Source organism: Aureimonas sp. Leaf427, assembly GCF_001425485.1.
Classification (GTDB): Bacteria; Pseudomonadota; Alphaproteobacteria; order Rhizobiales; family Rhizobiaceae; genus Plantimonas.
In genome coordinates this window covers 15,347-39,507 of record NZ_LMQW01000003.1, presented here as the reverse complement: position 1 = coordinate 39,507, position 24,161 = coordinate 15,347, and the positions used below count along the sequence as shown (strand labels likewise).

Annotated in this window: 24 protein-coding genes; 9 read left to right on the top strand and 15 right to left on the bottom strand. The window is 68.5% G+C overall.

Annotation, left to right across the window (positions count from 1 at the left end; translation table 11 throughout):
• Positions 1 to 82: 82 nt before the first annotated feature.
• Positions 83 to 1,360 (bottom strand): 5-aminolevulinate synthase, encoded by a 1,278-nt coding sequence (hemA, locus tag ASG62_RS04080; RefSeq protein WP_056700185.1) that lies wholly within the window; start codon positions 1,358 to 1,360, stop codon positions 83 to 85.
• Between the two features lie 164 nt (positions 1,361 to 1,524).
• On the opposite strand from hemA, the gene galE reads away from it, so the two are divergent.
• Positions 1,525 to 2,511 carry a UDP-glucose 4-epimerase GalE gene (gene galE, locus ASG62_RS04075; protein ID WP_056699907.1) on the top strand — a complete coding sequence of 329 codons (987 nt, stop codon included), beginning with the start codon at positions 1,525 to 1,527 and terminating at the stop codon, positions 2,509 to 2,511.
• Positions 2,512 to 2,514: 3 nt separating this feature from the next.
• Here galE and ASG62_RS27115 read toward each other — a convergent pair whose 3' ends face one another.
• Positions 2,515 to 2,691, bottom strand: coding sequence for a hypothetical protein (locus ASG62_RS27115; protein ID WP_164470485.1), 177 nt, complete (start codon positions 2,689 to 2,691; stop codon positions 2,515 to 2,517).
• A gap of 248 nt (positions 2,692 to 2,939) precedes the next feature.
• On the opposite strand from ASG62_RS27115, the gene ASG62_RS04070 reads away from it, so the two are divergent.
• Positions 2,940 to 4,262 (top strand): NAD(P)H-dependent oxidoreductase, encoded by a 1,323-nt coding sequence (locus ASG62_RS04070; protein WP_056699904.1) that lies wholly within the window; start codon positions 2,940 to 2,942, stop codon positions 4,260 to 4,262.
• A gap of 14 nt (positions 4,263 to 4,276) precedes the next feature.
• Positions 4,277 to 4,978, top strand: coding sequence for an endonuclease/exonuclease/phosphatase family protein (locus ASG62_RS04065; protein ID WP_056699901.1), 702 nt, complete (start codon positions 4,277 to 4,279; stop codon positions 4,976 to 4,978).
• A gap of 35 nt (positions 4,979 to 5,013) precedes the next feature.
• Here the strand turns inward: ASG62_RS04065 and ASG62_RS04060 are convergent, their stop codons facing one another.
• From ASG62_RS04060 to ASG62_RS04050, 3 genes are all read right to left on the bottom strand, one after another.
• Positions 5,014 to 5,400: a response regulator gene (locus ASG62_RS04060; protein WP_082537526.1), complete on the bottom strand. Its 387-nt coding sequence runs from the start codon at positions 5,398 to 5,400 to the stop codon at positions 5,014 to 5,016.
• On the bottom strand, positions 5,390 to 7,675 hold the full coding sequence (locus tag ASG62_RS04055; protein ID WP_056699894.1) for a sensor histidine kinase: 2,286 nt from the start codon (positions 7,673 to 7,675) through the stop codon (positions 5,390 to 5,392). The genes ASG62_RS04060 and ASG62_RS04055 overlap by 11 nt, the downstream gene beginning before the upstream one ends.
• Before the next feature lie 139 nt (positions 7,676 to 7,814).
• Complete coding sequence (locus tag ASG62_RS04050) at positions 7,815 to 8,291, bottom strand: MarR family winged helix-turn-helix transcriptional regulator (protein WP_056699889.1); 477 nt, start codon at positions 8,289 to 8,291, stop codon at positions 7,815 to 7,817.
• 302 nt (positions 8,292 to 8,593) lie between these two features.
• Here ASG62_RS04050 and ASG62_RS04045 point away from each other — a divergent pair, with 302 nt between their 5' ends.
• Complete coding sequence (locus tag ASG62_RS04045; protein ID WP_082537525.1) at positions 8,594 to 10,216, top strand: peptide chain release factor 3; 1,623 nt, start codon at positions 8,594 to 8,596, stop codon at positions 10,214 to 10,216.
• 203 nt (positions 10,217 to 10,419) lie between these two features.
• On the opposite strand, the gene ASG62_RS04040 is transcribed toward ASG62_RS04045, so the two are convergent.
• From ASG62_RS04040 to ASG62_RS04020, 5 genes are all read right to left on the bottom strand, one after another.
• Positions 10,420 to 12,210 (bottom strand): DEAD/DEAH box helicase, encoded by a 1,791-nt coding sequence (locus ASG62_RS04040; protein ID WP_056699886.1) that lies wholly within the window; start codon positions 12,208 to 12,210, stop codon positions 10,420 to 10,422.
• Positions 12,211 to 12,507: 297 nt separating this feature from the next.
• The gene (locus ASG62_RS04035) at positions 12,508 to 12,876 is read right to left on the bottom strand and encodes a DUF6481 family protein (RefSeq protein WP_056699882.1); all 369 of its coding nucleotides are present in this window, start codon (positions 12,874 to 12,876) and stop codon (positions 12,508 to 12,510) included.
• A 207-nt stretch (positions 12,877 to 13,083) separates the two neighbouring features.
• A complete protein-coding gene (locus tag ASG62_RS04030; protein ID WP_056699878.1) occupies positions 13,084 to 14,022 on the bottom strand; it encodes a phosphatidate cytidylyltransferase in 939 nt (312 codons plus the stop codon).
• A 45-nt stretch (positions 14,023 to 14,067) separates the two neighbouring features.
• Positions 14,068 to 14,679 (bottom strand): lysophospholipid acyltransferase family protein, encoded by a 612-nt coding sequence (locus ASG62_RS04025; RefSeq protein ID WP_056700179.1) that lies wholly within the window; start codon positions 14,677 to 14,679, stop codon positions 14,068 to 14,070.
• 14 nt (positions 14,680 to 14,693) lie between these two features.
• Positions 14,694 to 15,326, bottom strand: coding sequence for a CDP-alcohol phosphatidyltransferase family protein (locus ASG62_RS04020; RefSeq protein WP_056699876.1), 633 nt, complete (start codon positions 15,324 to 15,326; stop codon positions 14,694 to 14,696).
• A gap of 147 nt (positions 15,327 to 15,473) precedes the next feature.
• Between ASG62_RS04020 and ASG62_RS04015 the strand changes: the two genes are divergently transcribed.
• From ASG62_RS04015 to ASG62_RS04005, 3 genes are all read left to right on the top strand, one after another.
• Complete coding sequence (locus ASG62_RS04015; protein WP_056699873.1) at positions 15,474 to 16,721, top strand: CaiB/BaiF CoA transferase family protein; 1,248 nt, start codon at positions 15,474 to 15,476, stop codon at positions 16,719 to 16,721.
• 193 nt (positions 16,722 to 16,914) lie between these two features.
• Positions 16,915 to 18,036 carry a PAS domain-containing protein gene (locus ASG62_RS04010; protein ID WP_056699870.1) on the top strand — a complete coding sequence of 374 codons (1,122 nt, stop codon included), beginning with the start codon at positions 16,915 to 16,917 and terminating at the stop codon, positions 18,034 to 18,036.
• On the top strand, positions 18,033 to 18,479 hold the full coding sequence (locus ASG62_RS04005; protein WP_056699867.1) for a response regulator: 447 nt from the start codon (positions 18,033 to 18,035) through the stop codon (positions 18,477 to 18,479). Before ASG62_RS04010 ends, ASG62_RS04005 begins: the two co-directional genes overlap by 4 nt.
• 42 nt (positions 18,480 to 18,521) lie before the next feature.
• Here ASG62_RS04005 and ASG62_RS04000 read toward each other — a convergent pair whose 3' ends face one another.
• From ASG62_RS04000 to ASG62_RS03980, 5 genes are all read right to left on the bottom strand, one after another.
• On the bottom strand, positions 18,522 to 18,707 hold the full coding sequence (locus ASG62_RS04000) for a hypothetical protein (RefSeq protein WP_056699865.1): 186 nt from the start codon (positions 18,705 to 18,707) through the stop codon (positions 18,522 to 18,524).
• Positions 18,708 to 18,836: 129 nt separating this feature from the next.
• The gene (locus ASG62_RS03995) at positions 18,837 to 19,958 is read right to left on the bottom strand and encodes an NADH:flavin oxidoreductase/NADH oxidase (RefSeq protein WP_056699862.1); all 1,122 of its coding nucleotides are present in this window, start codon (positions 19,956 to 19,958) and stop codon (positions 18,837 to 18,839) included.
• Positions 19,959 to 20,209: 251 nt separating this feature from the next.
• Positions 20,210 to 20,656: a BLUF domain-containing protein gene (locus ASG62_RS03990; RefSeq protein ID WP_056699860.1), complete on the bottom strand. Its 447-nt coding sequence runs from the start codon at positions 20,654 to 20,656 to the stop codon at positions 20,210 to 20,212.
• 126 nt (positions 20,657 to 20,782) lie between these two features.
• Positions 20,783 to 21,385, bottom strand: a complete 603-nt coding sequence (locus tag ASG62_RS03985; RefSeq protein WP_056699858.1) for a cupin domain-containing protein — start codon at positions 21,383 to 21,385, stop codon at positions 20,783 to 20,785.
• On the bottom strand, positions 21,385 to 22,263 hold the full coding sequence (locus ASG62_RS03980; RefSeq protein WP_082537523.1) for a nitrilase family protein: 879 nt from the start codon (positions 22,261 to 22,263) through the stop codon (positions 21,385 to 21,387). Before ASG62_RS03980 ends, ASG62_RS03985 begins: the two co-directional genes overlap by 1 nt.
• A 184-nt stretch (positions 22,264 to 22,447) precedes the next feature.
• Here ASG62_RS03980 and ASG62_RS03975 point away from each other — a divergent pair, with 184 nt between their 5' ends.
• Both ASG62_RS03975 and ASG62_RS03970 read left to right on the top strand, forming a co-directional pair.
• Positions 22,448 to 23,443 carry an ABC transporter substrate-binding protein gene (locus ASG62_RS03975; RefSeq protein ID WP_056699855.1) on the top strand — a complete coding sequence of 332 codons (996 nt, stop codon included), beginning with the start codon at positions 22,448 to 22,450 and terminating at the stop codon, positions 23,441 to 23,443.
• Positions 23,440 to 24,153, top strand: a complete 714-nt coding sequence (locus tag ASG62_RS03970) for a M24 family metallopeptidase (protein WP_056699852.1) — start codon at positions 23,440 to 23,442, stop codon at positions 24,151 to 24,153. The genes ASG62_RS03975 and ASG62_RS03970 overlap by 4 nt, the downstream gene beginning before the upstream one ends.
• Positions 24,154 to 24,161 lie beyond the last annotated feature (8 nt).

Below are 24,161 nucleotides of genomic sequence, written 5' to 3'. Positions count from 1 at the left end.
GGGGAGATGTCCGGCAGGACAGAGGGGGGCGCATCGCGCAGACCTCGGCAGACCACCAAGTCCGCCTGTCTCGTCAGTTCCGTCAGCCGCCTGCCTTCGATACGACCAGCGGCATGAACCCCGCCGAGCGGGCCTCCAGTGCGGGGCGCTCGCCGACGAAGGGAATGCCGATCGCCGTGAAGGTCTCGACCAGCGCCTCGCGCAGCGTGTCGATCAGCGCGTCGTCGTGAAGCGGGGTCGGCGTGATGCGCAGGCGTTCGGTGCCGCGCGGCACGGTCGGGTAGTTGATCGGCTGGATGTAGATGCCGTGCGTTTCCAGCAGATGGTCGCTCGCCTGCTTGCAGAGATCGGCATCGCCGACGAGCAGCGGCACGATATGCGTCTCGGACGGCATGACGGGCAGGCCGGCCTCCGCGAAGACGGCCTTGGCGCGGGCGGCCTGACGCTGCTGGCCGTCGCGCTCGACCTGGCTCGTCTTCAGATGGCGGATCGAGGCGGTGGCGGCCGCGGCGAGGGCGGGCGGCAGGGCGGTCGTGAAGATGAAGCCCGGCGCGTAGGAGCGCACGGCGTCGATGACGGCCTTCGTGCCGGCGATATAGCCGCCGAGCACGCCGAAGGCCTTGGCGAGCGTTCCCTCGATCACGTCGAGCCGATGCGACAGGCCCTCGCGCTCGGCGATGCCGCCGCCGCGCGGACCGTACATGCCGACCGCATGGACCTCGTCGATATAGGTCATGGCGTTGTAGCGCTCGGCGAGCGCCACGATCTCGGCGATCGGCGCGATGTCGCCGTCCATCGAATAGACGCTCTCGAAGACGACGAGCTTCGGCCGGTCGCGGTCGGCGGCCTTCAACAGCTCTTCCAGATGGGCGACGTCGTTGTGGCGGAAGATCTGCTTGCGCGCGCCGGACTTGCGCACGCCCTCGATCATCGAGGCGTGGTTCAGTTCGTCCGACAGGATGAGGCAGTCCGGCAGGAGCTTGGCGATCGTCGAGATCGAGGCCTCGTTGGAGACGAAGCCGGAGGTGAAGACGAGGGCGGCTTCCTTGCCGTGCAGGTCCGCAAGCTCGCGCTCCAGCTCGACGAGCGGATGGCTCGTGCCGGAAATGTTGCGCGTGCCGCCGGCGCCGGACCCCAGCGCCGAGACCGTCGAGGTCATCGCCGAGACGACGCTCTCGTGCTGGCCCATGCCGAGATAGTCGTTGGAGCACCAGACGGTGATTTCGCGGGACTCTTCACCATTGCGCCAGACGGCGGCGGGGAAACGGCCGGCGATCCTTTCGAGATCGGCGAAGACGCGGTATCGCTTTTCGACGTGCAGCGCCTCGATCGCGGATTCGAAGTGACCTTGGTAATCGATCATGGACGACTCCTTCCAGAACGGTTCTAAAAGGCTCGATCGATGAAGTCTACGCTGGGTTTGGGGCGAATTGTCCAAGCGAGCCGCGCTTCCAAAGGCTCCGCCCGCGTGATGAAGGAGTGTTGAACGATGTCCCCTCGAAATTGGTTTTCTAAGGTTCGCTCATGACCGTCCTCGTCACCGGCGGCGCCGGCTATATCGGCAGCCACATGGTTCTGGCGCTTGTCGATCGCGGCGAGGAGGTCGTCGTCGTCGACAATCTCGTCACCGGATTCGACTGGCTGGTCTCGCCCTCCGCCGAACTCGTGCAGGGCGACATCGCCGATGCGGAGCTGGTCGGGCGCGTGATCGCCGAGCGCAAGGTCGATGCGATCGTGCACTTCGCGGGCTCGATCGTCGTGCCGGAATCGGTGTCCGATCCGCTCAAATACTACCACAACAACACGTCCAAGACGCGCGACCTCATCGCCACCGCGGTCGGGGCGGGCGTGCCCCATTTCATCTTCTCCTCGACCGCCGCGACCTATGGCGTGACCGGCGCGGAGCCGGTGACGGAGGACCGGCCGCTTCTTCCGATCTCGCCCTATGGCCGCTCCAAGCTGATGAGCGAGATGATGCTGGAGGACGTGGCCGCGGCGCACGATCTGACCTACGCGGCTCTGCGCTACTTCAATGTCGCGGGCGCCGATCCGCAGGGGCGGTCGGGTCAGGCGACCAAGGGCGCGACGCATCTCATCAAGGTCGCGGTCGAGGCGGCCCTCGGCAAGCGCGACGGCATCGAGATCTTCGGCACGGACTATCCGACGCCGGACGGCACGGCCATCCGCGACTATATCCACGTCTCCGATCTCGCCGCCGCTCATCTCCACGCGCTCGACCACCTGCGCGGCGGGGGCGACAGCATCATCGCCAATGTCGGCTACGGGCAGGGCCTTTCCGTGCGCCAGGTGCTGGACACGGTGCGCGAGGTCTCGAAGGTGGACTTCCCCGTCCGGCTCTCGCCGCGCCGGGCCGGCGATCCGCCGAGCATCGTCGCCGACAGTTCCAAGGCGCGCGCGGATCTCGGCTGGAGCCCGACGCTCGACGACCTGCCGACCATCGTCGAGCACGCCCTATCTTGGGAAAAGCACCTGATGCGGCGCAACGGCTGAGGATCAGACTTCGCCTTCGGGCGGCACGGCCGGGGCCTCGGCTCCGGCATCCTCCTCGGGGCCGATGGAGCGGCGCGCGCGCGCCTGCTCCTTGCGGCGCCTGAGGTTGGCCTTCAGCGATTCCTCGGCCCGGCGGCGTCGGTCTTCCGCCGCCTGCTCGGCTCTCGTCTTCTCCGCCATCGACTGCCCGTCCCTGTCCAGCCCCGTCGGGCGCCCGTCTCGCTGCGATCCAAAGCGCGAAGGAGGGTCTCCCGTCCAGTCCCTCGCCGGGTCCCGGTCCCTCGGCGGGTCGAAGACCGCTGCCGCCTTCTGCGCGCTGCGGCGGGGCGTCGCGCCGGGGCGGGCGCTTCCCAAGAGCGCCGGGAATGTTAGATAGGGCCGACCCACCCGCAGACGCCGCCTTGCGGCCCAGCCGCCAGGACGCCGCCATGACCACGATCGACCGCGTCGGTTTTGCCGCAGAACTCGACGCCCATGTCGCGGCCAAGGGCCCGATCACGGTCGGCCTTGCCGGCGCCGGCCAGATGGGAACCGACATCGTCGTGCAGGCCGCGCTGATGACGGGCTTCCGGATCGGCGCCATCGCCGCGAGCCGCCCGACGCGCCCGATGGAGGCGATCGCCATGGCCGGCTACGAGGCCGGGCATGGCCGCATCGCCTCCGGCGCTTCCGACATCGACCGCGTGATCGAAGCGGGCGGGATCGCGATCACCGACGACATTCTCGACCTCTGCGCCGCCGGGCGGATCGACGTCGTGATCGACGCGACGGGAAGCCCGGATATCGGCGCGCGGCTGGCGCTCGAGGCCATTCGCAACGGCAAGCATATCGTCATGTTGAACGTCGAGGCCGACATCACGGTCGGCCGTCATCTCTCCGCCGAAGCCAAGCGGGCCGGCGTCGTCTACACCGGCTCGGCCGGCGACGAGCCGGCCTCGACGCTGGAGCTCATCGCCTTTGCGCAGAGCCTGGGCATGGAGATCGTCGCCGCCGGCAAGGGCAAGAACAATCCGCTCGACTTCCATGCCCTTCCCGCCGACTACGAAGAGGAGGCGGCGCGGCGGAACATGAACGCGCGGATGCTCGTCGAATTCATCGACGGCTCCAAGACCATGGTGGAGATGACCGCCATCGCCAATTGCACGGGCCTCGTGCCCGACGTGGCCGGCATGCACGGGCCGAACGTGACGCGCGAAACGCTGGCGCAGGTGCTCTGCTCGAAGGCCGATGGCGGCATTCTCTCCCGATCCGGACGTGTCGACTACACGATCGGCACGGGCGTCGCGCCCGGCGTCTTCTGCGTGGTGAAGCCGCGCCACGAGCGCGCGATCGAGCGCATGGCGGACCTGAAGGTCGGCTCCGGTCCCTGCTTCGCGCTCATCCGACCCTTCCATCTGACTTCGCTCGAAACGCCGCTCTCGGCGATCCGCGCGGTCCTCCACCGCCGGCCCGACATGGAGCCGGTGGAGCGGCCCGTCGCCGAATGCGGCGCCGTCGCCAAGCGAGACCTTGCCGTCGGCGAGACGCTCGGCCGCATCGGGGAGAGCGACTATCGCGGCTGGGCCATGACCTGGGCCGAGGGGCGCCGGCAGCACGCGCTGCCGCTCGGCCTTGCCGAAAAGGCGCGGGTCGCCAGACCGATCAAGGCGGGGGACCTCCTGACGCACGAGAACTGCACGGCGGACGACACGCTGCTCGTCACCCGCATCCGCCGCGATCTCGACGCGGCGGACCAGCGCTTCCTCGCCTGACCGGGCAGCTTCGCGTGACCGGCGTGCTGCGCCTCACGAGCTGGAACATCCATGGCGCGGTCGGCGCCGACGGCCGCTGCGATCCCGGCCGCATCCTCGACGCGATCCGGCGCCTGCAGCCGGACATCCTGGCGCTGCAGGAGATCGACGGGCGGACGCATTTCGGCCGGCAGGAGCGGGCCTTCGAGCGCTTTTCCGCCGGCCTCGGGTGCCATGTCGTGGAGGCCCGCACCGTGCCGCGCCCCGGCCGCGACTACGGCCATCTCCTCTGGAGCCGCTGGCCGATCGAAAGCTCGCGCGTGCGGCCCTTGCCCGGCGGCCTTGTCGAGAAGCGCTTCGCCATCGATGCGGTGCTGGCGGTGCCGGGCGGACCCTTGCGCGTTCTCTCCACCCATTTCGGCCTCTTCGGGCGCGATCGACGCCGGCAGGCGGAGGCCTTGCGGGACTGGACGGCGGAGACTGATCTGCCGGTGCTGGTTCTCGGCGACCTCAACGAGTGGCGCCTCGGCGGGCCCGTCGATGCCGCGCTGTCGTCGGCCCTGCCGACGCGCCTGTCGCCGAAGAGCTGGCCGGCCGGCCGGCCCGTCGCGCGGATGGACCGGATCTACGCCTCCGCCGGGATCGAGCTGGAGGCCGAAGCCGAGGACGAGAGCCTCCGGCGCCTTTCCGACCATCGGGCCCTGTCGGCGATCGTACGCCTGCCCATCCCGTCTTGAGCGCCCGCGCCTCTGCGCGACCGGCCTTGCCGGGATCAGCCCCGGGGCGCGCGGATGGCGGCGACGAGATCGTCTTCGTCGAAGGGCTTCAGGAAGACCTTCTCCGCGCCCCAGATTTCGGCGAGCGAGGTCATGGCCTCGATCGTCAGGCGCGGGCCGCCGCCGGTCACGCCGAAGACGCGCATGCCGGCATGGCGGCCGCGGATCTCCTTCAGAAGCCGCAGACCATCGACCTCCGGCATCCACATGTCGGTGACGAGAACGTCGAAGCGGCGTTCCGCCAGCGCCTCCAGCGCCTCTCGGCCATTGGCGGCGGCCACGACATCGAAACCTGCTTCCCGCAGGGCGATGGCGAGGCTCTCGCGCACCATGGGCACGTCTTCGGCGATCAGCGCGGTCGGCAACGAGGCTTCAGTCGTCATCGGTCTCCCCCGGGTTCGGGATCAGGATCGTCACGCTCGTGCCGGTTCCCGGCGCCGAGTCGATGGCGATGCGTCCGTTATAATCGCCGATAATCCGTTGCACGATGTAAAGTCCGATGCCGGTTCCCCGACCATCCGTCTTCGTGCTGAAGAAGGGCTGAAGGGCGCGCATGCGCACATGCTCCGGCATGCCCTGGCCGGTGTCCGCGACGGTCATCTTGGCGACCCGGCCGGTCTGGACGAGATGGATGCGGATGGCGCCATGCCCGTCCATCGCGTGGACCGCGTTGGAGACGAGATTGCCGAGCACCTGGAGCATGTCCCCGACGCGCACCGGCGGATAGAGGCCCGGCTCGCAGACGAGATCGATGGCGACGCCCGACGGCAGGGCGGGGCGGATGCCGTCCAGCGCCTGTTCCAGCGCGACGGAAAGGGGCCGCGCGACATCCTTGCCTCGGTCGCCGCGCATCGTCTGGAGTAGCTCCGAGACGACGCGCGCGGCCTGCCGGCTCGACTGGTCGATGAGATCCAGCATGCGCGCGCCCTCGGGGTCGCCGGCCGAGGAGCGGCGGGCGCGCAGGCGCTTGGTCAGGTTGATCACGGGATGGAGCAGGTTGTTGATCTCGTGCGCCACGCTGCCGGCCAGCTGGCCGAGGGCGAAGACCTGCTGTTCGACCAGCCGCCGGCTTTCCCGCTCGACCTCGTCGGAGACGTCGCGGATCAGCCCGCGATAGACCGAGCCGCCGAAGAGGGCATGCGTTCGATCGAGGATCGGCCGGCCGCTGAGGCTGATCCAGGCTTCTCGGTTGGGATTGTCGGACAGTCGCAGGCGCACGTCGTCGAAGGGAAAGCGGCCGGCGATCGCCGCGCGCACGGGGGCGGCGGCTTCCGGGCTCGTCGCCCGTTCGATGCATTCCACGAAGGCGTCGCCGAGCTTCAGTCGGGCGAGGGGGGCCGGATTTCCCGCCACGAAGGAGATGTAGCCGGTTCCGTCCACCTCCCAGGAGGCGTCCGTTCCGATCTCGGCGAAGGCCTTGAAGCGCTCGGCATTGTGCCGGACATTCGCCTTCAGCCGGGCCTCGCGGCGTTGCACGTCGATCGAGGAAATGACGGCGAAGAGGGCGAGCGAGAGGGTCGTGCCGCTGAGCATCGCCCCGTTGGAAATGGTCTGCGGCGCCCATAGCGGCGCGAAGTCCTGAAGGACGCGCAGCACGACGGCGCCCATGACCGGGGTCCAGGCGAGGAAGAAGCCGCAGGCGCGGGCGGGTCCGCGCGGCAGGACGGCCGCCGCCGCGACCAGCGTGAAGAGGAGAACGGCGATGCGCAGATAGGGCACGAGTTCGGGCATGATGCCGATGTCGAAGAGCCCGTCGATCGTCGCGGCCACCGTTCCCGCTATGAAGAGATTGCCGAGGACGACATAGACCGAGAAGACGGCGGGTGCCCGCGAATGGACGCGCAGGAAGCGCGCGGCGAAGCCGATCACGCAGAGATGGACGAGGAACGTCGCGCCGAGCGTCAGTCCACGCGTGAAGGCGACGCCGCCGGGCAGAGCGGCGAAGTCGAAGATCGTGTTGTTCAGCGCGATCAGGAGAAGAGTGACGCCGACGAAGCCGGCGAGCCAGAGATTGGTGCGGCTCTTCAGCGACAGGCCGAGCGCCAGGATATAGGCGAAGATCGCCACCCGAACGCCGATGACGAGCGTCAGGAGCCGCGTTCCGCCGTCGTAGATGCTGGCGAAGCTCTGGAAATCCGCGATCCGGGGGCTGCCGACGATCGGCCCCTCCGCGCGCAGCGACAGATAGAGGCGGCCGTGCGACAGATCTGCGGGATCGAGCAGGAAGACGGGATAGCGGAAGCCGTCCTCCCCCGCATGGTTTTCCTCGTTCAGCTTTTTCCAGACCTGGCTCTGCAGGGCATCGCCGCCGACGAGAACGAGGCGCGCCTCGCGCACCTGATTGTCCTCGAGCATCAGGACGATGGGCTCTGACCAACCGCGCCCGGCCAAAGCAAGGATCGCCCGTTCGTCGATCTTCATCCAGACGGTCGTCCGGTTCACGCGCGGCAGTCCGAAGCGCGAGGCCGCCGACCGGCCGGGCTGGAAGAGCTGGTCGCGGCGCGCGTCGATCTCCCCGATCGGCAGCGAGCCGTCGGGATCGACGAAGCTCTCGACCTCCGAGACCAGGAGTTCGGACAGCCGCGCCTCCCGCGTGGCGCAGGAGGAGAGCGGCAGCATCGCGAGGATGAGAAGGACGAGAAGCCGAAGCCCGGACATCGGAACTCATATCCGTGGCGTGGGAGACGTGCGCCAAAACGGCGTCATCGTTCGATCGTCGAGCCCCGGCAGGCAGCCGGAGCGTCTTCGGCTCAATGCGGGAACCTTCGAACCAGCATGCCAGAGGATGGAAGCTTCGTCACGAGGCCTCCGCAGCGAGGCCTTCCTCGATCTTGTCCTCGTCCAGAGGCGGCGCTTCCGGCATGGTGGCGCGGATGGCGATCTCGAGCCCGGTGGCCAGCGTCTCGCGATCCTTCTGCGGCAGGATCTCTAGGGCGGCGGCGATCGACTGGAGCGGGTCGTCGGCGAGGATGCGACGCCCGAGATCGGTCAGTTCCAGCTGCTCGGCGCGGCCGCGACCGATCGTGCCGAGTTTGACGAGGAGGCCCTTGGAGATCAACGTGCGCACCGTTCGCGCCACCGCGCCGGAGGCGAGGCCCTGGAAGCGCGCCAGATCGATCGCCGTGCGCAACTGCGGCGGTGCCGCATCGAGATAGCGGATCGCCGCCCACTGGGCGGGAAACAGATCCGAGGCGTAGCCCTGGCTGTGGATGCGTCGAGCCACCTGCTCGAGAAGACTGGCCAGAGCGGCTGCGGATATGGTCTGGGTCTTCAAGGGACCTCCCACGTGATCGTACCGGCATGCGTGCCGTTGACGTAAAAGTGACAGATCATCACTTGAAGAAGGCGCGGAGTTTCGCTCCGATGTCAATCGTCTAAAAGTCCTGTATGTGCAAATGCGAATTGTCAGTCCGACTGATCAAGGGTTTGGGCTTGCGCCGCCATGGGTTCCAGATGATATGACCGGACGGACGTAGATCCGACCGCGACCTTTCGCGCGCGAATCGGATCGTCTCTCCCGCCGGCCTTTTTCCCGTGGCTTCTCCAGCCGGGCAGATCATCGACAGACGGAACTTCATGAGCGACTTGCAGGGTAGCGCCGATGTCGGGCGCATCGACGATGGTCTTTTCGATCTCGCCTCGGGCCATACGCGCCGGCGGACCTTCGCCATCATCTCGCATCCCGATGCCGGCAAGACGACGCTGACCGAGAAACTGCTCTTCGAGAGCGGCGCGATCCGGCTGGCAGGCCAGGTCAAGGAGCGTGGCGAGCGCCGGCGCACTCGGTCCGACTGGATGGAAATCGAGCAGAAGCGCGGCATTTCGATTTCCTCCTCGGTCATGACCTTCGAGTATGACGGCCTTGTTCTGAACCTTTTGGACACGCCGGGTCACGCCGACTTCTCCGAAGATACTTACCGAACCCTTACCGCCGTCGATTCCGCGATCATGGTGATCGACGCCGCCAAGGGCATCGAGGCGCAGACGCTGAAGCTCTTCGAGGTCTGCCGGCTTCGCGATATTCCCATCATCACCTTCGTCAACAAGATCGACCGCGAAGGCCGCGATCCGCTGGAGACGCTGGACGAGATCATGTCCTCGCTCGCGCTCGACGCGACGCCGCTGACCTGGCCGATGGGCATGGGCACGGACTTCAAGGGCATCGTCACGATGAACGAGGGTCCGGTGACGCTGACGCGCAGCAACCGCTCGCGCCAGGACTATGCCGATCTCGCCACGTTCGCGGCCGATCCCGCCTTGGCGAACGATCCGGTCTTCGCCCCCTCGATCGAGGGCATGGAGATCGCCCGCATGTCGCTGCCGGCCTTCGACCTCAAGGCCTATCGCGAGGGGCACCTGACGCCGGTCGTCTTCGGCTCGGCCATGCGCGAGGTCGGCGTGCACGATCTCCTGCGGACCGTCTGCCGGTTCGCGCCGTCGCCGCTGCCCCAGCCGGCGAACCCCGAGCCGATCCAGCCGGCGAACCCGGAAGTGTCCGGCTTCGTCCTGAAGATTCAGGCGAACATGGACCCCAACCACCGCGACCGCATCGCCTTCGTGCGGCTGACCTCTGGCGTCTTCAAGCGCGGCATGCGGCTTCGCAACGTTCGCACGGCGAAAGACATGAAGGTGTCGAGCCCGATGTTCTTTTTCGCCCGCGAGCGCGAGATCGCCGACGAGGCGGTGGCCGGCGACATCGTCGGCATTCCGAACCACGGCACGCTGTCGGTCGGCGACACGCTGACGGAGGGCTCGGAGTTCAACGTGACGGGCATTCCGAGCTTCGCGCCCGAGCTCATCCGCCGCGTGCGCCTGCCCGACGCGATGAAGACCAAGCAGCTGGCCAAGGCTCTGAACGATCTGGCGGAAGAGGGCGTCGTCCAGGTGTTCCGCCCGGTGATCGGCGCGGCCTGGCTCGTCGGCGTCGTCGGCGCGCTGCAGCTGGAAGTGCTGCAATCGAGGCTGATCAACGAATATGGCGTCGAGGTCATGCTGGAGACCTCGGCCTTCGACACCGCACGCTGGGTGGATTCGGACGATCCGGCCGAACTCGAGCGGTTCGTGAAGTCGAACCAGGGCGATCTGGCGCGGGACCGGGAGGACCGCCCGGTCTTCCTGGCGCGCAACTCCTGGGAACTCGGCTACGCCCAGAAGAACTATCCTGCCGTGCGCTTCGCGACGACGAAGGAACGGCACTGATCCACTCGTCGCTTCCAGCTTGCTTCTCCCCTCCTGCGGAGAGACGTGCCGGCAAGCGATGAGGGGTCGGCGGCGCTGGCGGGTTCGCTCGGCTTATGTGCGTCTGCGGCAGGGGGCCCCTCATCCCCTGCCGGACCTTCTCCCCGGAGGGGAGAAGAAGACTCGTTCTGAAAGCTGACGGCCTCCGGCCTGCTTCCGAAAGCTCAGGCCTGCGGCTTCTTCGGGCGGCGGGGCTTGGCATAAGCCTTGTCGCCGCCGGCCGGGCGCGGGGCGCCGCCCGCGGGGCCGTCGCGCTTGACGAAGGGCTTGCGCGGACGCGGCTTGCCGGCCGGAGCGGCGGCGAACTCGCCGCCGGAGGATTCGGGCGCCAGCGTGATCGTGATGTCGTCGCCGTCCGTGCCCTCGGCGCTGGCGAGAAAGCGCTTGGCGGCCTCTTCGGAAATTTCGAATTTCGTCTCCCGGTCGAAGATGCGGATGGCGCCGATCTCCGAGCGCGTGACCTTGCCGCGGCGGCAGATCAGCGGCAGCAGCCATTTCGGATCGGCATTGTTGCGCCGGCCGATATCCATGTGGAACCAGGTCGTCGCGCCGGTCGGGCCGCCGCGGGCGGTGTCGCGCTCCTTGCGGGTGCCCCGCTCGTGACCTTCCGCATAGTCCTTGGCGGGTTTGGGGTCGCGGCCGAAACCGGGATCGTAGACGTCTTCGGGCGCCGGCAGGTGCGAGCGCCAGACGCGGGCGAGCGCGGCGGCCAGATCCTCGGCCGAATGGCGCTCCAGGAGCGCCTTGGCGACGGCCATGTCCTCTTCGCCGTTCTCCTGCGTCAGGATCGGGTCGGAGAGGAGACGCTCCTCGTCGAGCTTGCGGATGTCGTCGGCCGTCGGCGCGCCGCCCCAGGTGGGCGTGATGCGCGCTTCGGCCAGAAGTCGCTCGGCCTTCTTGCGGCGCGAGATCGGCACGAGCAGGACCGAGACGCCCTTGCGCCCGGCGCGGCCGGTGCGGCCGGAGCGGTGCTGGAGGGTCTCGGCGTCGTTCGGCAGCTCGGCATGGATGACGAGGCCAAGGCTGGGCAGATCGATGCCGCGTGCGGCGACGTCGGTCGCGACGCAAACTCGCGCCCGGCCGTCGCGCAGCGACTGCATGGCGGCGTTGCGCTCGGACTGGCCGAGTTCGCCCGACAGCGAGACGGCTGAGAAGCCGCGCTCGACGAGGCCCGAATGGAGATGGCGGACCGCCTCGCGCGTGTTGCAGAAGACGATGGCGCTCGGCGCCTCCGTGAAGCGGATCATGTTGACGACGGCGTGCTCGACCTCGTTCGGCGCGATGCGGATCGCGCGATACTCGATGTCGACATGGCCGGTCGCCCCGCGCGTCGCCTCGATGCGCAGCGCGTCGCGCTGGTAGCGCTTGGCCATCGCGTTGATGGCCTTCGGGAGCGTGGCGGAGAAGAGGAGCGTGCGACGGCTTTCCGGCGTCGCTTCCAGCATGAACTCCAGATCCTCGCGGAAGCCGAGATCGAGCATCTCGTCGGCCTCGTCGAGAATCACGGCGCGAAGGCCGCCGATCTGCAGACGGCCGCGCTCCAGATGGTCGCGCAGGCGGCCGGGCGTGCCGACGACGATATGGGCGCCGGCCTGGAGCTTCTTCTGCTCGGCGCGCGGGTCCATGCCGCCGACGCAGGTGACGATCTTGGCGCCGGTCTCGCCGTAGAGCCACTCGAACTCGCGATGGACCTGAAGAGCCAGCTCGCGCGTCGGCGCGACGACGAGGGCGAGCGGGGCGCCGGCCTCCTCGAAGCGCTCGGCGTCGCCGAGCAGCGTCTTGGCGATGGCGAGGCCATAGGCGACGGTCTTGCCCGAGCCGGTCTGGGCGGAGACGAGAAGGTCGCGGCCCTCGGTGTGCGGCTCAAGGACGGCGTCCTGAACCGGCGTCGGCTCGGCATAGTTGCGCGCGGCGAGGGCGCGTTCGAGGGCGGGGGCGGTCGGTCGGAACGGCACGGCGGCAATCCTTCGGAATGAGGGCGGCCGTACGCGAAAGGACCCGGCCGGAGCCGGCCTCGGTCGGACCGGCGGAGGCACGCACCACGGGATCATCCCGCGGGCAGGAGGCACGCCTCCCGGTATCGTTGCCGATCGCCGGGAAATGCAGTGCCGAGGGTTCATGGGGTCGGAGCCTCGCGAGCCCCTCCCGGACCCAGTGTGCTCCATGGCGATCGCCGCGACCGTTCCCTGCGGAACGAGATCGCGGCCCCATCGCCGGGTCGTCGTTGCGGCGCCCTCGATCGGGCGCCGGTCTTACTTCTTGCGCTGCTTGCGGGCGGCGTAGCGCGCGTCGCGGGCTGCCTTGCGCTCGGCCTCGTCGGCGAGGAGGCGGGTGATGTGCGCGTCGGCCTCGGCCTTCTTGCGGGCCTCCTCCGCGATGCGCTCCTGCTCGCGCTGCTCCTCGAGGAGCTTCTCCTCCTCGGCCTTGCGGGCGAGTTCGGCGCGCTTCTGCTCGGCGCGCGCCTCGCGCGCCTCCGCGATCGCCTTACGCTCGGCGATGCGGGCCTGGACGGCCGGATCGTTCTCGTCGGGCTTCGCCTTGAACTTTTCCAGAAGCGCCTTCTTGGCCTCGATGGCCGTCTTGCGACGATCGGCGAAGTCGTTGTCCTTGGGAGTGCTCAATGCTTGTTGTTACCGCTATTGAAGGAGATAAACGGGAGATTGCCGCCTCCCTGGCTCGGTCGAGCCGGAGAAGCGTCGCAGAATGCGCCGCTCGTCGCACGCTGTCACGAGAGACCTTCGCTTAGCTTCCCCGGCGCCAAAGGTCAAGAAAGGCCCGGCATTCTCCCCGGTTTCCGTTGGGGATGCCGCCGGACGCGCGGACAGGCGTCAGGGGACGAAGAAGTAGTTCACGAGATGGAAGAAGATCGGCGCGGCGTAGGTGACGCTGTCCATCCGGTCGAGCGCGCCGCCATGGCCCTCGATCATCGTGCCCCAGTCCTTGGCGCCGAGCGAGCGTTTGATGGCGGAGAGGACGAGCCCGCCGAAGAAGCCGGCGACGACGATGGCGAAGGCCAGCGCGCCCGCCTGGAGGGGCGAGAAGGGCGTGATCCAGAAGAGGCCGGCGCCGATCGCGGTCGCGCTGAAAGCGCCGCCGATCAGGCCTTCCCAGGTCTTGGACGGGCTGACGTTCGGCGCGACCTTGCGCCGGCCGAAGAGCTTGCCGAAGACGTATTGCAACACGTCGGAAAGCTGGACGACGGTGATGAGGAAGAAGAGGAGAAGGAAGTTCCGGCCCTCGAAGCCCGGCAGGTCGAGCATGAGCAGCGCGGGCGCGTGGCTGATGCAGTAGACCGTCAGCATCAGGCCCCACTGGATCTTCGCGGTGCGCTGCAGGAAGTTCTGCGTCTCGCCGGCCATGACCGAGAGCATGGGCAGGATCAGGAAGGCGTAGACCGGAATGGCGATCGAGAAGAGCGACAGCCAGTCGATGCCGACGAGATAGTATTGCAGCGGGATGAAGACGTAAAAGGCCGCCGCCACCGAGCGGTGGTCGGCCGGACGCGTCGGCGTCAGCGTGATGAACTCGCGCAGGCAGTAGAAGGAGGTCAGCGCGAAGAGGACGAGCGTCACCGTCTGGCCGAAGGCGAAGGCCGCGCCGAAGATCGCGACCATCAGCCACCAGGCCTTCACGCGCTGGTTCAGGTTCTCCACCGTCGCGCGCCCGGCCTCGCTCGTCGTGCGCCGCTTCAGCACGGCGCCGACGAGGGAGGCGACGAGGAGGATCGCGCCGATGCCGAGAAAGAGGGTGAGCGTGGTTCTATCCATGACGGTCCGATCTGTCTTCTCGTGCCGTCCGGCCGCGGGCGCGCATCATGGAGCGACCGGGGCCGCGAGGGCCGCGACCGCATCCCGCGCCCGGCTCAGGAAATCCGCCCGGTCCTCCATCGGCCGGAGCTCGATGGGCGCGCCGAAGCGCACGCTGCAGCTGATCGGGGCGGGCAGATAGGCGCCCTTCGGGAAGGCGCGCGAGAGATTGTCGAGATAGACCGGGACGAGCTCGACATCTGGGAAGGTGGCGGCGAGCGTGTGGAGCCCGCGCTTGAAGGGGCCGGGCAGGGCCTCCGTGCCGCGCGTGCCCTCGGGAAAGAGGATGAGCGAGCCGCCTTCGACGAGCTTGGCATGGAGCGGCGCCAGGGGATCGGCGCCGGCCTCGGCGCGCTTTCGGTCGATCAGGACGCAGTTGAGAATGTCGAGCGCGACATGGCGCCGGGCGCGCGTGGCGCCCCAATAGTCGGCGGCGGCCACGGGATGGGTGGTGCGGCGGAGCATCGGCGGGAGTGCCGCCCAGAGCACGATCGTATCGAGATGGCTGCCGTGATTGGCGAAGTAGATGCGCTGGCGCGTCGTCGGCACCGAGCCGATCCAGCGCGCATGCCCGCCGATGACGAAGCGCGTCGTGGCGATCAACGCCGTGCGCAGAATGCTCGCTGCGATCCTCATGTCCCGCGCTCGCGCAGAAGCGTGCCGAGCCGCCGCAGCCGCCGCAGCCCGGTATAGGCGGTGCCGAGAACGATGACGGCGAGGACGATCTGCAGCGACCAGTGCGAGCCGAGGAACCAGGCTTCCAGTGCGGCGAGAATGCAGGCGAGCGTCACCGCCGCCATGCGCTGGGGCTTGGCCATCGGCCCGCCGAAATCCTGGGGAAGCCCGAGCGAGCCGCCGAGCATGCGCACATAGGCCGTGAAGACCGCGAGGATCGCGGCGACGAAGCCCGCTTCCGGAAGGAAGGCGGCATAGCCGAGGCCGATGAGGATCGCGCTGTCCTCCAATCGGTCCGGCGCCTCGTTGTAGAGCGCGCCGACCGCCGAGCCGCGCCCGCCCTCGACGGCGACCAGCCCGTCCATGAGATTGCAGACGAGGCGAAGCTGCACGAGAAGGGCGGCCGCCAGATAGAGGACGGGATGGTCCGGCGCGGCCGCGAGCGCGAGACCGGCGAGGATCGCGAAGAGGATGCCGAGGACGGAGATCCCGTTCGCGGTGACGGGCGTCGCCAGAAGCGCCTTCAGGAGCGCCGCCGCCCAGCGTGTCTGGCGCGAGGCCAGGGGCCGCCGCTCTCCGCTCGATGCCATGCCTCGTCCTCCCCCGCCGTCCTTCGCCACCGTGCCGTCTTTTGCGCACCGTTGACAATGGGCGGCGGAGCGGCTTCCCAAGGATCGGAGCGGCAGGCGTGGTCTACGCCGAATGCGGCACGCCGCGCGATCGGGAAGGGCGAGACCATGGCGCAGGCGAATGCGGAACCGGCCGAGGGAGCGCTGTCGGGGCTCCGCGTCCTCGATATGTCGCGCATTCTCGCCGGCCCCTGGGCCGGGCAGACGCTCGGCGATCTCGGCGCCGACGTCGTCAAGATCGAGCGGCCGGGCGCCGGCGACGACACGCGCGGCTGGGGCCCCCCCTTCCTGAAGGACCGCGATGGCGCGGAGACGGATGTCGCGGCCTATTTCCTCTGCGCCAACCGCAACAAGCGTTCGGTGACGCTCGACATCGCGACGCCGGAGGGGCAGCGCATCGTGCGGGCGCTGGCAGCCAAGGCGGACATTCTTCTGGAGAACTACAAGGTCGGCGGGCTCGCGCAATACGGGCTCGACTACGACTCGCTGCGCCAGGTGAACCCGCGCCTCATCTACTGCTCGATCACCGGCTTCGGCCAGGACGGCCCCTATGCCGCGCGCGCCGGCTACGATTTCCTGATCCAGGCCATGGGCGGTCTGATGAGCATCACCGGCGGGCGCGAAGGCGAGCCGGGGGCGGGGCCGCAGAAGGTGGGCGTCGCCATCACCGACGTCGTCACCGGCCTCTACGCCACGATCGGCATCCTCGCCGCGCTGAACGCGCGGGAGCGGACGGGCGAGGGGCAGCATGTCGACATCGCGCTTCTCGACGCGCAGATCGCGAGCCTCGCCAACCAGGCGACGAACTTCTTCGCCTCCGGGGTTTCCCCGCAGAGGCTCGGCAACGCCCATCCCAACATCGTGCCCTATCAGGACTTTCCGACGCGCGACGGCGCGATGATCCTGGCAGTCGGCAACGACGCGCAGTTCGCCCGCGCGGCAAGCGTCTTCGGCCATGCCGGATGGGCCGAGGACCCGCGCTTCGCGACCAACCGCGCCCGCGTCGCGCATCGCGCCGACCTCGTGCCGATGATCGCCAAGGCCACGCGCCTGCGGTACACGTCCGACTGGATCGCCGCGCTGGAGGCGGTCGGCGTGCCCTGCGGCCCGGTCAACGCGATCGCGGACGTCTTCGAGGACCCACATGTGAAGGCGCGCGGCGTTCGCGTCGAGGTGCCGCACGAGACGGCGGGTTCGGTCTCGCTCGTGGCCAGCCCCGTGCGGCTGTCGCGAACCCCCGTCAGCTACCGCTCGGCCCCGCCGGCCCTGGGCGGACAGACGGCCGAGGTTCTGGCCGACTGGCTCGATCTCGACGCGGCGGCGGTCGAGGCGCTTCGGGCGGCCGGGACCGTCTGATCCTGCATCGAACGAGCGGCTGCGCGAGGACGCCCGGAACCTCGCGCGAATCCTGCTCTCTCAGGTTGAAGACGTGTGCGATCGCATGGAAGTGCGGAACCATGTCGCGGTTGCAGCGTCTGGACAGGGCCGGCGCTCGACGCATCTTGGATCGAGGCCCAGCGGGAAGTCCTGGCGATCTTGGAGTTGCGTTTTGGAGCGTATCGACGCCGTCGAACTGACCGACCGACTGCATGCCGAGCAGGGCCGTGGCGATCCGTTCGCCGCAGCCGTGCGCGCCACGCGCATGCCGATGATCATCACCGATCCCCGCCAGATCGACAATCCCATCGTCTTCTGCAACGACGCCTTCTGCCGCCTCACCGGCTATGAGCGGGACGAGGTTCTGGGCCGCAACTGCCGCTTCCTGCAGGGGCCCGATACCGATGCCGGCGACGTGGCGCTGATCCGTCAGGCGATCGAGGCGCGCACCGACGTTTCCGTCGAAATTCTGAACCACAAGAAGGACGGCGAGCCCTTCTGGAACGCGCTCTACATCAGCCCCGTCTTCTCCGAATCCGGCGAGTTGCAGTTCTACTTCGCCTCCCAGTTCGACGTGACCGACCGCAAGGAGCGCGAGATCGCGGCGGTGGAGGGCAAGGAGTTCTTCGAGCGCGCCGTGCGCGAGCGCACGGCCGAGCTGGAGGCCGCGCTCGCCCAGAAGACCATGCTGCTCCACGAGGTGGATCACCGCGTGAAGAACAATCTTCAGATGGTGGCCGCCATGATCCGCAACCAGGCGCGCTTTTCGGGCGCGCCGGCCGTGCAGGATTCGCTTGTCGCGACGCTCGCGCGGGTCGAGACGCTCGGCGCGGTCCACCGGCGGCTCTACGAATCCAAGGATATCGCGACCTTCAGCGTCGGCGAGTTCATCGGCGAGATCGCCAGCGGCGTCATCGAGTCGGCGGGTCAGTCGCGCATTCGCCTGGAACTGGATCTCGAGCCCGTCGAAGTCGCCTCGGCCAGCGCGTCGCCGCTCGCCCTTCTCGTCAACGAGCTTCTGACCAATGCGCTGAAGCACGCCTTTCCCGGCGAACGGGATACCGGCCGCATCCGCGTCGCGACGCGCAACGACGGGACGACGGCGACGCTGATCGTCGAGGATGACGGGGTCGGGCTCGGCGCGACCGGACGGACGGAGCGCAAGACGTTCGGCCACCGGCTGGTCGATTCGCTGGTGCGGCAGATCCGGGGCACGCTGGAATGGACGGATGCCCAGCCGGGCACGCGGGCGACCGTCGCCTTTCCGCTTCAGGCCGGCAGGGGACGGCCATGAGCGATCTTCGTCCGCTTCGCGTCCTCATCGTCGAGGACGAGGGCATGATCGCCATGGACATCGAGGCGACCGTCGAGGACGAGGGCCATATCGTGGCGGGCTGGGCGACCTCGGCCGAGGAGGCGATCGCGATGGTGGAGGAGGTGGGCGCGGACCTCGTCTTCCTCGACATCCACCTTCTCAACGGATCGAGCGGCATCGACGTCGCGCATCATCTGCGCACGCGCGGCCGGACGAACTTCATCTTCCTGACCGCCAATCCGTCCATGCTGAAGCCCGACTATTGCGGGGCGATCGGCGTGCTGGCGAAACCCTTCACCCACGCCAAGCTCGTGGGCACGCTGCGCTATCTGCAGGAGGGCGTCCTCGATCCGCCGCCCTCGAACGGGCCGCCGGTCGGATTGTCGCTCGCACCGAGCTACCTTCAGGACTGGGCCAGCTGAAGGACAAGGAGGGCGCCCGCGGGCGCCCTCGTCGTTTCCAGTTTAGATCGACTTCGGGTCCTGCGACCGTTCGGGCGCAAGTTCGTCCCCGCCGTACGCGCTCTCGTCCTCCGCCTCGTCGTCGGGAAGATCCTGGCCGATCAGGCTGTCGTCGCGAACGCCGTTGAAGTCGTTGTCGGTGCGCTGGCTCATGTTGTCGAGAAGGTCGGGCTTGGGCGTGTTCGACATGGCGTCGCTCCTTCGTGCGAGGTTCTCCCGGGCAGGCCGGGATTTCCGGGATGGAAGGGGCGGCGGGCCGGAAGGGTTCCGGCGCCGCGACTCGGCCGTCGCTTTCCGCCCTGCCCGGCGCTGCAGGACTCAGCTCGCCGGACGCGCGGCCGGGCTCGGCGGGCGGCGGGCGAGGAAGAAGCCAAACCGCAGCGGGAGGACCGATTCCGGGTCCTCGAGCCCCAGCTCCCGCGCGGCGCGATAGGCGAAGGCGCTGTCGGCAAGAAGCTCGCGGCCCATGGCGACGAGATCGGCCGAGCCTTCCGCGACGACGGTTTCGGCGAGCTCCGGATCGCGGATGAGGCCGACGGCCATGGTGGGAATGCCGGCTCCGCGCTTCACCTCGGCGGCCAGCGGGACCTGGAAGCCGGGCGTCGGCTTCACGCCGGTGACGCCCGAAGGCCCGCCGATGCCGCCCGAGGAGCAGTCCACGAGATCGACGCCCGCCGCCTTCAGGGCCTTGGCGAGAGAGACGGTCTCCTCGATCGTCGTACCGCCGGCGACGCCGTCGATCGCGGAAACCCGGAAGAGGAGCGGCGCCTCCTCCGGCAAGGCGGCGCGCACGGCGGACGTCACCTCCAGCGCCAGACGCATGCGGTTCTCGATCGAGCCGCCATAGGCATCGGTGCGCCGGTTGGAAATGTCCGCCAGGAAGGCGTGGATCAGGTAGCCATGCGCGCCGTGGATTTCGACGAAGTCGAAGCCCGCCGCCATGGCGCGCCGCGTCGCCGCGCCGAAGGCGGCGACGATATCGCCGATCTCGGCCTCGGTCAGCATCTCCGGCGTCGGGCGCCCTTCGGCGAAGGCGAGGGCGCTCGGGCCCTTGGTCGTCCAGCGGCGCGGGTCGCCCTCGGGCAGGGGGCCGTTGCCCTCCCAGGGCAGCGCGGTGCTCGCCTTGCGGCCGGCATGGGCGAGCTGGATGCCGACGGCCGTGCCGTGGCGATGGTAGGTCGCGACGATCTCGGAGAGGCCGGCAATGTGATCCTCGCTCCAGATGCCGAGGCAGCCGGGCGTGATCCGCCCTTCCGGCACGACGGCGGTCGCCTCCAGAATGGCGCCGCCGAGCCCTCCGAGCGCCAGACGGGCATGGTGCTCCCGATGCCAGTCGCCGACGAAGCCGTTTTCCGCCGCATACTGGCACATGGGCGAGAGGACGAGGCGGTTGCGGAAGGTCGTCCCGCGAAGGGCGAGGGGCGAGAAGAGGTGGCTCATGACAGGCTCCGGAGGATGACGGGCGTCTTCGATCGACGGAGCCGTCCGGGAGCGAGCCGTTCTCCACCGGCCGACGGCGCATGGGAAAAATGCGCCGGGACGAGGGAAGCGATCGCGGGGGACGGTCCGCGTTCGCGAAGATGGGGCATCCGGCGCCGGTTTGCACACCGCGTCCCTCGATGGGCGCCCGATGGGCGTCGCCGCCCTCCGAGCCGCGGACGATGCAGACCGGCTTATCCGCCTGCGCGCGGTCAGGCCGCGAGGGCGAAGTCCGTGGTCAGCGTCAGGTCGAGGAGGATCGCGTGCAGGGCCTTGGCGCCGAGGCGCGCGGGATCGAAGCCGGCGGCGATGCCGACCTCGGCGAAGCGGCGCGCATTCTCCGGGGAGGAGCCGACGAAGCCCATGGTCCAGTCGCCGAAGCTGCGCTGGGCGATCGGCTCCAGGGCGAGAAGCGTCGCATCGCCGTGGCGCGTGTCCTGCCGGATGGCGGCGAAGCTCGCCTCGACCGCCTCGCGCGGGCCTTCCAGAACCTGCGCGAACCAGCCCTTGTGCAGAAGCAGGGCACCGGTGACGCCGGCCAGCGCATTGTTGCGGCGGCTGACCGCGAGAAGGGAGCCGACTTCGGCGGCCACCGCATTCGGCGATCCGGCGATCCGGTTCCGGCTGCAATAGACGAGCTGATACAGCGGCTGTGACATGGCGGGGACGATCCTTTCGGGCGATGCGTGACGGCCGGGACGAAGCTCGGCATTCTACGGATGGTCCGTTAAGAGACTCGTGCTTCCCCGGATTCGCGTGGTGCTTTTCCCAATTTGATCGCGGCGTCAGAACGTCGGAGGCGTGTTGACCCAGAAGATGCTGGCCTGTTCGCGCCCGATATTGCGGTAGTGATGCGCCCGTTCGGAGCGGAAGACGAAGGCGTCGCCCGGCCCGAGCCGAAAGGTCTGGTCCTCGACGATCAGCTCGACCTCGCCCGCCAGCACCAGCCCCACCTCCTCGCCGGCATGGCGGATCGGCCCGGCGCTCTCGCCGGCCGCGTCGATGTGGTGGATGTTGCACTGGAGCATGTGGCCGGCCGAATAGGGGATGACGCGCTCCAGCGAGATGCCCTCGCCGCGCCGAAGCGGGTCGAGCGCGATCAGCGGGCGCTGCCCGGCGCGGAAGACGATCCCCTCCTCGCCGTCGACCTCCTCGAACATCCAGCCGATATTGGTCTCCAGCACCTCGACGAGGCGATGCAGCATGGGGAGGGACGGCGACGCCTTGCCGTTCTCGATCTTGGAGAGCAGGCTTTCCGAACAGTTCGCCCCGAGTGCCACGGCCTTCAGCGTCATGCCGCGTGTCTGCCGCGCCAGCTTCAGCCGCGTGCCGAGCCGCGCGCTGGCGCTCGCGCCTTCCTCGTCCGATGCGGGCGGACGCGCGGCCATCAGTACCAACCGGGCGTGTGAGCGCTGCCCAGCATCTCGCCATAGGCATCGCCGCGCCGATCGCGCAGGACCTGGTTGAAGGCGTTCCAGTTTCGCTTGCGGCGGGCGTCGGCCAGATCAATCGTGGCGAAGAGGATCTCCTCGCCCTCCGGCGCCGCGGGGCCGGCGATCGGCCAGCCGGCGGGGCCGATGATCAGGCTCTGTCCGATGAAAGGCTGGCCGCGCTCGGTGCCGACGCGATCGGCGCAGGCGATGAAGATCGAGTTGGAATGGGCGGCCGCCATAGCGAGAATGTTCGCCATGGCCTCGCGCTTGGGGTCCTGGCCCGGGATCGGCACCCAGTTCGTCGGCACGCAGACGATCTCGGCGCCCTGGAGCGCGGCGAGACGATAGCTTTCGGGAAACCAGCCATCGTAGCAGATGAGGCAGCCGATGCGCCCGATGGCGGTGTCGAAGACGGGAAAGCCGAGATTGCCGGGCGCGAAATAGAGCGCCTCGTCCGCCCAGAGGTGCATCTTGCGGAAACGGCCGACCAAGCCCTCCGGCGACAGCACGACGGCGGAATTGTAGAGGATCGGCCCGTCCGCCTCCGCAATGCCGGCGACGACGTGGAGACCGAGGCGCGCCGCGGCCGTCATCCAGGCGCGGGTCGTCGGCCCGTCCGGAATGGTCTCCGCCAGTTCGCGAGCCTCCGCGCGGCTTTGGAAGACGTAGCCGGTGTTGCAGAGTTCGGGCAGCACGACGAGCCCCGCGCCTTGTGCCGCGGCCCTCTCCATCGCCTCGATGGACCGCGCGACATTGGCCTCCGTCTCGCCGAAGCGCGGTTCCATCTGGATCACCGCCACGGTCAGTCCGGCCTCGGGTCGGGTCGACGCCATGTCGCCTCCTGTCGCTTGCTCATGGCCATGCGATTGCACAGCCGATGAGCATGTTTGCAAGTCGCTTGATATGACTGCAAGTCCATTGACAAGATTTTTCGGGCGGGGTCACTATTCCCCTTGCGAAGCTGCGGTCGGCCCCCGACGCCACGATCGGTGGCCCGACGCGAACAAGGATCTTGCGATGACGCTGACCCGCCGCCTGTTCACGGTCCTTCTTGCCGGCTCCGCCGCCCTCGGCTTGGTCGCTACGGCCACGCATGCCGAAGACAAGCCGCTGACCAAGCTGACCTTCATTCAGGAATGGCCGGTGCCGGACGGCTTCTGGGTCCCCTGGATTCTCGGCGGCGACAAGGGTTTCTACGCACAGGAGGGGATCGAACTCGACATCGTCACGCCGCCGACCGTAGCCGATACGACGAAGTTTCTGGGTACGGGCCGCGCGCAGGTCGCCTTCACAACGGTCATGGACGTGATTTTTGCGCGCGAGCAGCAGGCGCCGGTCACGGCGATCGCCCGCTACGGGCGCGGAAACAACTGGGGCGTGCTCTCTCCCGAGGGGCAGAAGCTCGCGGTGCCCGAGCTCAAGGGCAAGACGATCGGCATCTACAACGACGCCTGGACGACGGCACAGCTGACCATGATGCTGGCGGATGGCGGTCTCACGATGGCCGACGTGAAGACGGTCGCGGCCGCCGACGACACGGTGCCGCTTCTCCTGCAGAAGCGGGTCGACGCGATCACCGGCATCACAAATGCCGAGATGACGGGCATGTCGGTCCTCGGCGGTCAGAAGGCGGAGTTCCTGCCCGCCGCCGAGCACGGCGTGCCCAACACGCCGATCTTCATGCTTGCGGCGAACGACGACTGGCTGAAGGCCAATCCCGAGATCGCCAAGGCGTTTCTGCGCGCGACGCGCAAGAGCATCGACTATGCCATCGCCCATCCCGACGAAGGCCTCGCCGCCTTCGCCGCGCGCTACTCGAAGGCCTATGACCCGAAGTTCATCGACCAGCAATGGAAGGACACGATCCCGCTCTTCGGCGAGCAGGGGCCGGACATGATGGTGATGAACGATGCCGACTGGGTCCAGCTTCTCGCCGCGCTCAAAAAGTTCGACGTGGTGAAGGCGCCGCTGGAGCCGTCCGCCTATTACACCAATGCCTACGTGGCGCCGTGAGCGCGGCGGCCGGCCCGCGCATCGTCCCGCCCTGGACCTATCGTCCGGGGCCGGACGTGGCGATCGAACCGCCGCCGGGTCTCGTCAAGGCGCAAGACCTCGCCAAGGGCGCGGCGGCTGCGGGCATCGCGGCGCTTCTGCCGGGCGTCACCGAGCGAGAGATCGAGCTCGCGATCGGTGCCTATCTCGCCGCCGAGGGCGTCGCCCATGTCTGGACGATCACCAATGTCGGTCTCGGCGAGAATGCCAGGATCTGTTTTCCGACCCATCCGCCAACCGATCTTGCGGCGTCCGAGCGCGATCTCGTCATGATCGACGTCCATCCGATCACGGCGGAGGGATTCTGGGGCGACTGCACGCGCTGCGGCATCGTCGGCGACTATCCGGAGGCCCGCAAAGCGCTGGCCGATCTTACCGCCATTCATCGCGAAACGCTTGCGAAATGCCGCCCGGGCATGCCGGCTAACGTGCTCTTCGGCCTTTCTGAGGAAAGGCTTACCGCGGAGGGCTTCGTGCTGCTCGACCTTCTCGCCAATATCGGTCACTCCCTCACGCCGGGCGCGGCCTACCTTCACCAATTCATCGATGCCGGCAACGATACGGCGATGTGGGGCGCCTGGGCGGTCGAGCCCTTCGTCTCGCGCGACGGGGTCGCGGTGAAGGTCGAGGACCTCGTCTGGTTCGGCCGCGACGCCTGCACAGTTCTTTGAGGATGCCG

Excerpts from the sequence above, each read along its gene's own strand:
- galE (WP_056699907.1), top strand. The coding sequence starts at position 1,525 with ATGACCGTCCTCGTCACCGGCGGCGCCGGCTATATCGGCAGCCACATG.
- ASG62_RS27115 (WP_164470485.1), bottom strand. The coding sequence starts at position 2,691 with ATGGCGGAGAAGACGAGAGCCGAGCAGGCGGCGGAAGACCGACGCCGC.
- ASG62_RS04070 (WP_056699904.1), top strand. The coding sequence starts at position 2,940 with ATGACCACGATCGACCGCGTCGGTTTTGCCGCAGAACTCGACGCCCAT.
- ASG62_RS04060 (WP_082537526.1), bottom strand. The coding sequence starts at position 5,400 with ATGACGACTGAAGCCTCGTTGCCGACCGCGCTGATCGCCGAAGACGTG.
- ASG62_RS04055 (WP_056699894.1), bottom strand. The coding sequence starts at position 7,675 with ATGTCCGGGCTTCGGCTTCTCGTCCTTCTCATCCTCGCGATGCTGCCG.
- ASG62_RS04045 (WP_082537525.1), top strand. The coding sequence starts at position 8,594 with ATGAGCGACTTGCAGGGTAGCGCCGATGTCGGGCGCATCGACGATGGT.
- ASG62_RS04030 (WP_056699878.1), bottom strand. The coding sequence starts at position 14,022 with ATGGATAGAACCACGCTCACCCTCTTTCTCGGCATCGGCGCGATCCTC.
- ASG62_RS04020 (WP_056699876.1), bottom strand. The coding sequence starts at position 15,326 with ATGGCATCGAGCGGAGAGCGGCGGCCCCTGGCCTCGCGCCAGACACGC.
- ASG62_RS04015 (WP_056699873.1), top strand. The coding sequence starts at position 15,474 with ATGGCGCAGGCGAATGCGGAACCGGCCGAGGGAGCGCTGTCGGGGCTC.
- ASG62_RS04005 (WP_056699867.1), top strand. The coding sequence starts at position 18,033 with ATGAGCGATCTTCGTCCGCTTCGCGTCCTCATCGTCGAGGACGAGGGC.
- ASG62_RS04000 (WP_056699865.1), bottom strand. The coding sequence starts at position 18,707 with ATGTCGAACACGCCCAAGCCCGACCTTCTCGACAACATGAGCCAGCGC.
- ASG62_RS03995 (WP_056699862.1), bottom strand. The coding sequence starts at position 19,958 with ATGAGCCACCTCTTCTCGCCCCTCGCCCTTCGCGGGACGACCTTCCGC.
- ASG62_RS03990 (WP_056699860.1), bottom strand. The coding sequence starts at position 20,656 with ATGTCACAGCCGCTGTATCAGCTCGTCTATTGCAGCCGGAACCGGATC.
- ASG62_RS03985 (WP_056699858.1), bottom strand. The coding sequence starts at position 21,385 with ATGGCCGCGCGTCCGCCCGCATCGGACGAGGAAGGCGCGAGCGCCAGC.
- ASG62_RS03980 (WP_082537523.1), bottom strand. The coding sequence starts at position 22,263 with ATGGCGTCGACCCGACCCGAGGCCGGACTGACCGTGGCGGTGATCCAG.
- ASG62_RS03975 (WP_056699855.1), top strand. The coding sequence starts at position 22,448 with ATGACGCTGACCCGCCGCCTGTTCACGGTCCTTCTTGCCGGCTCCGCC.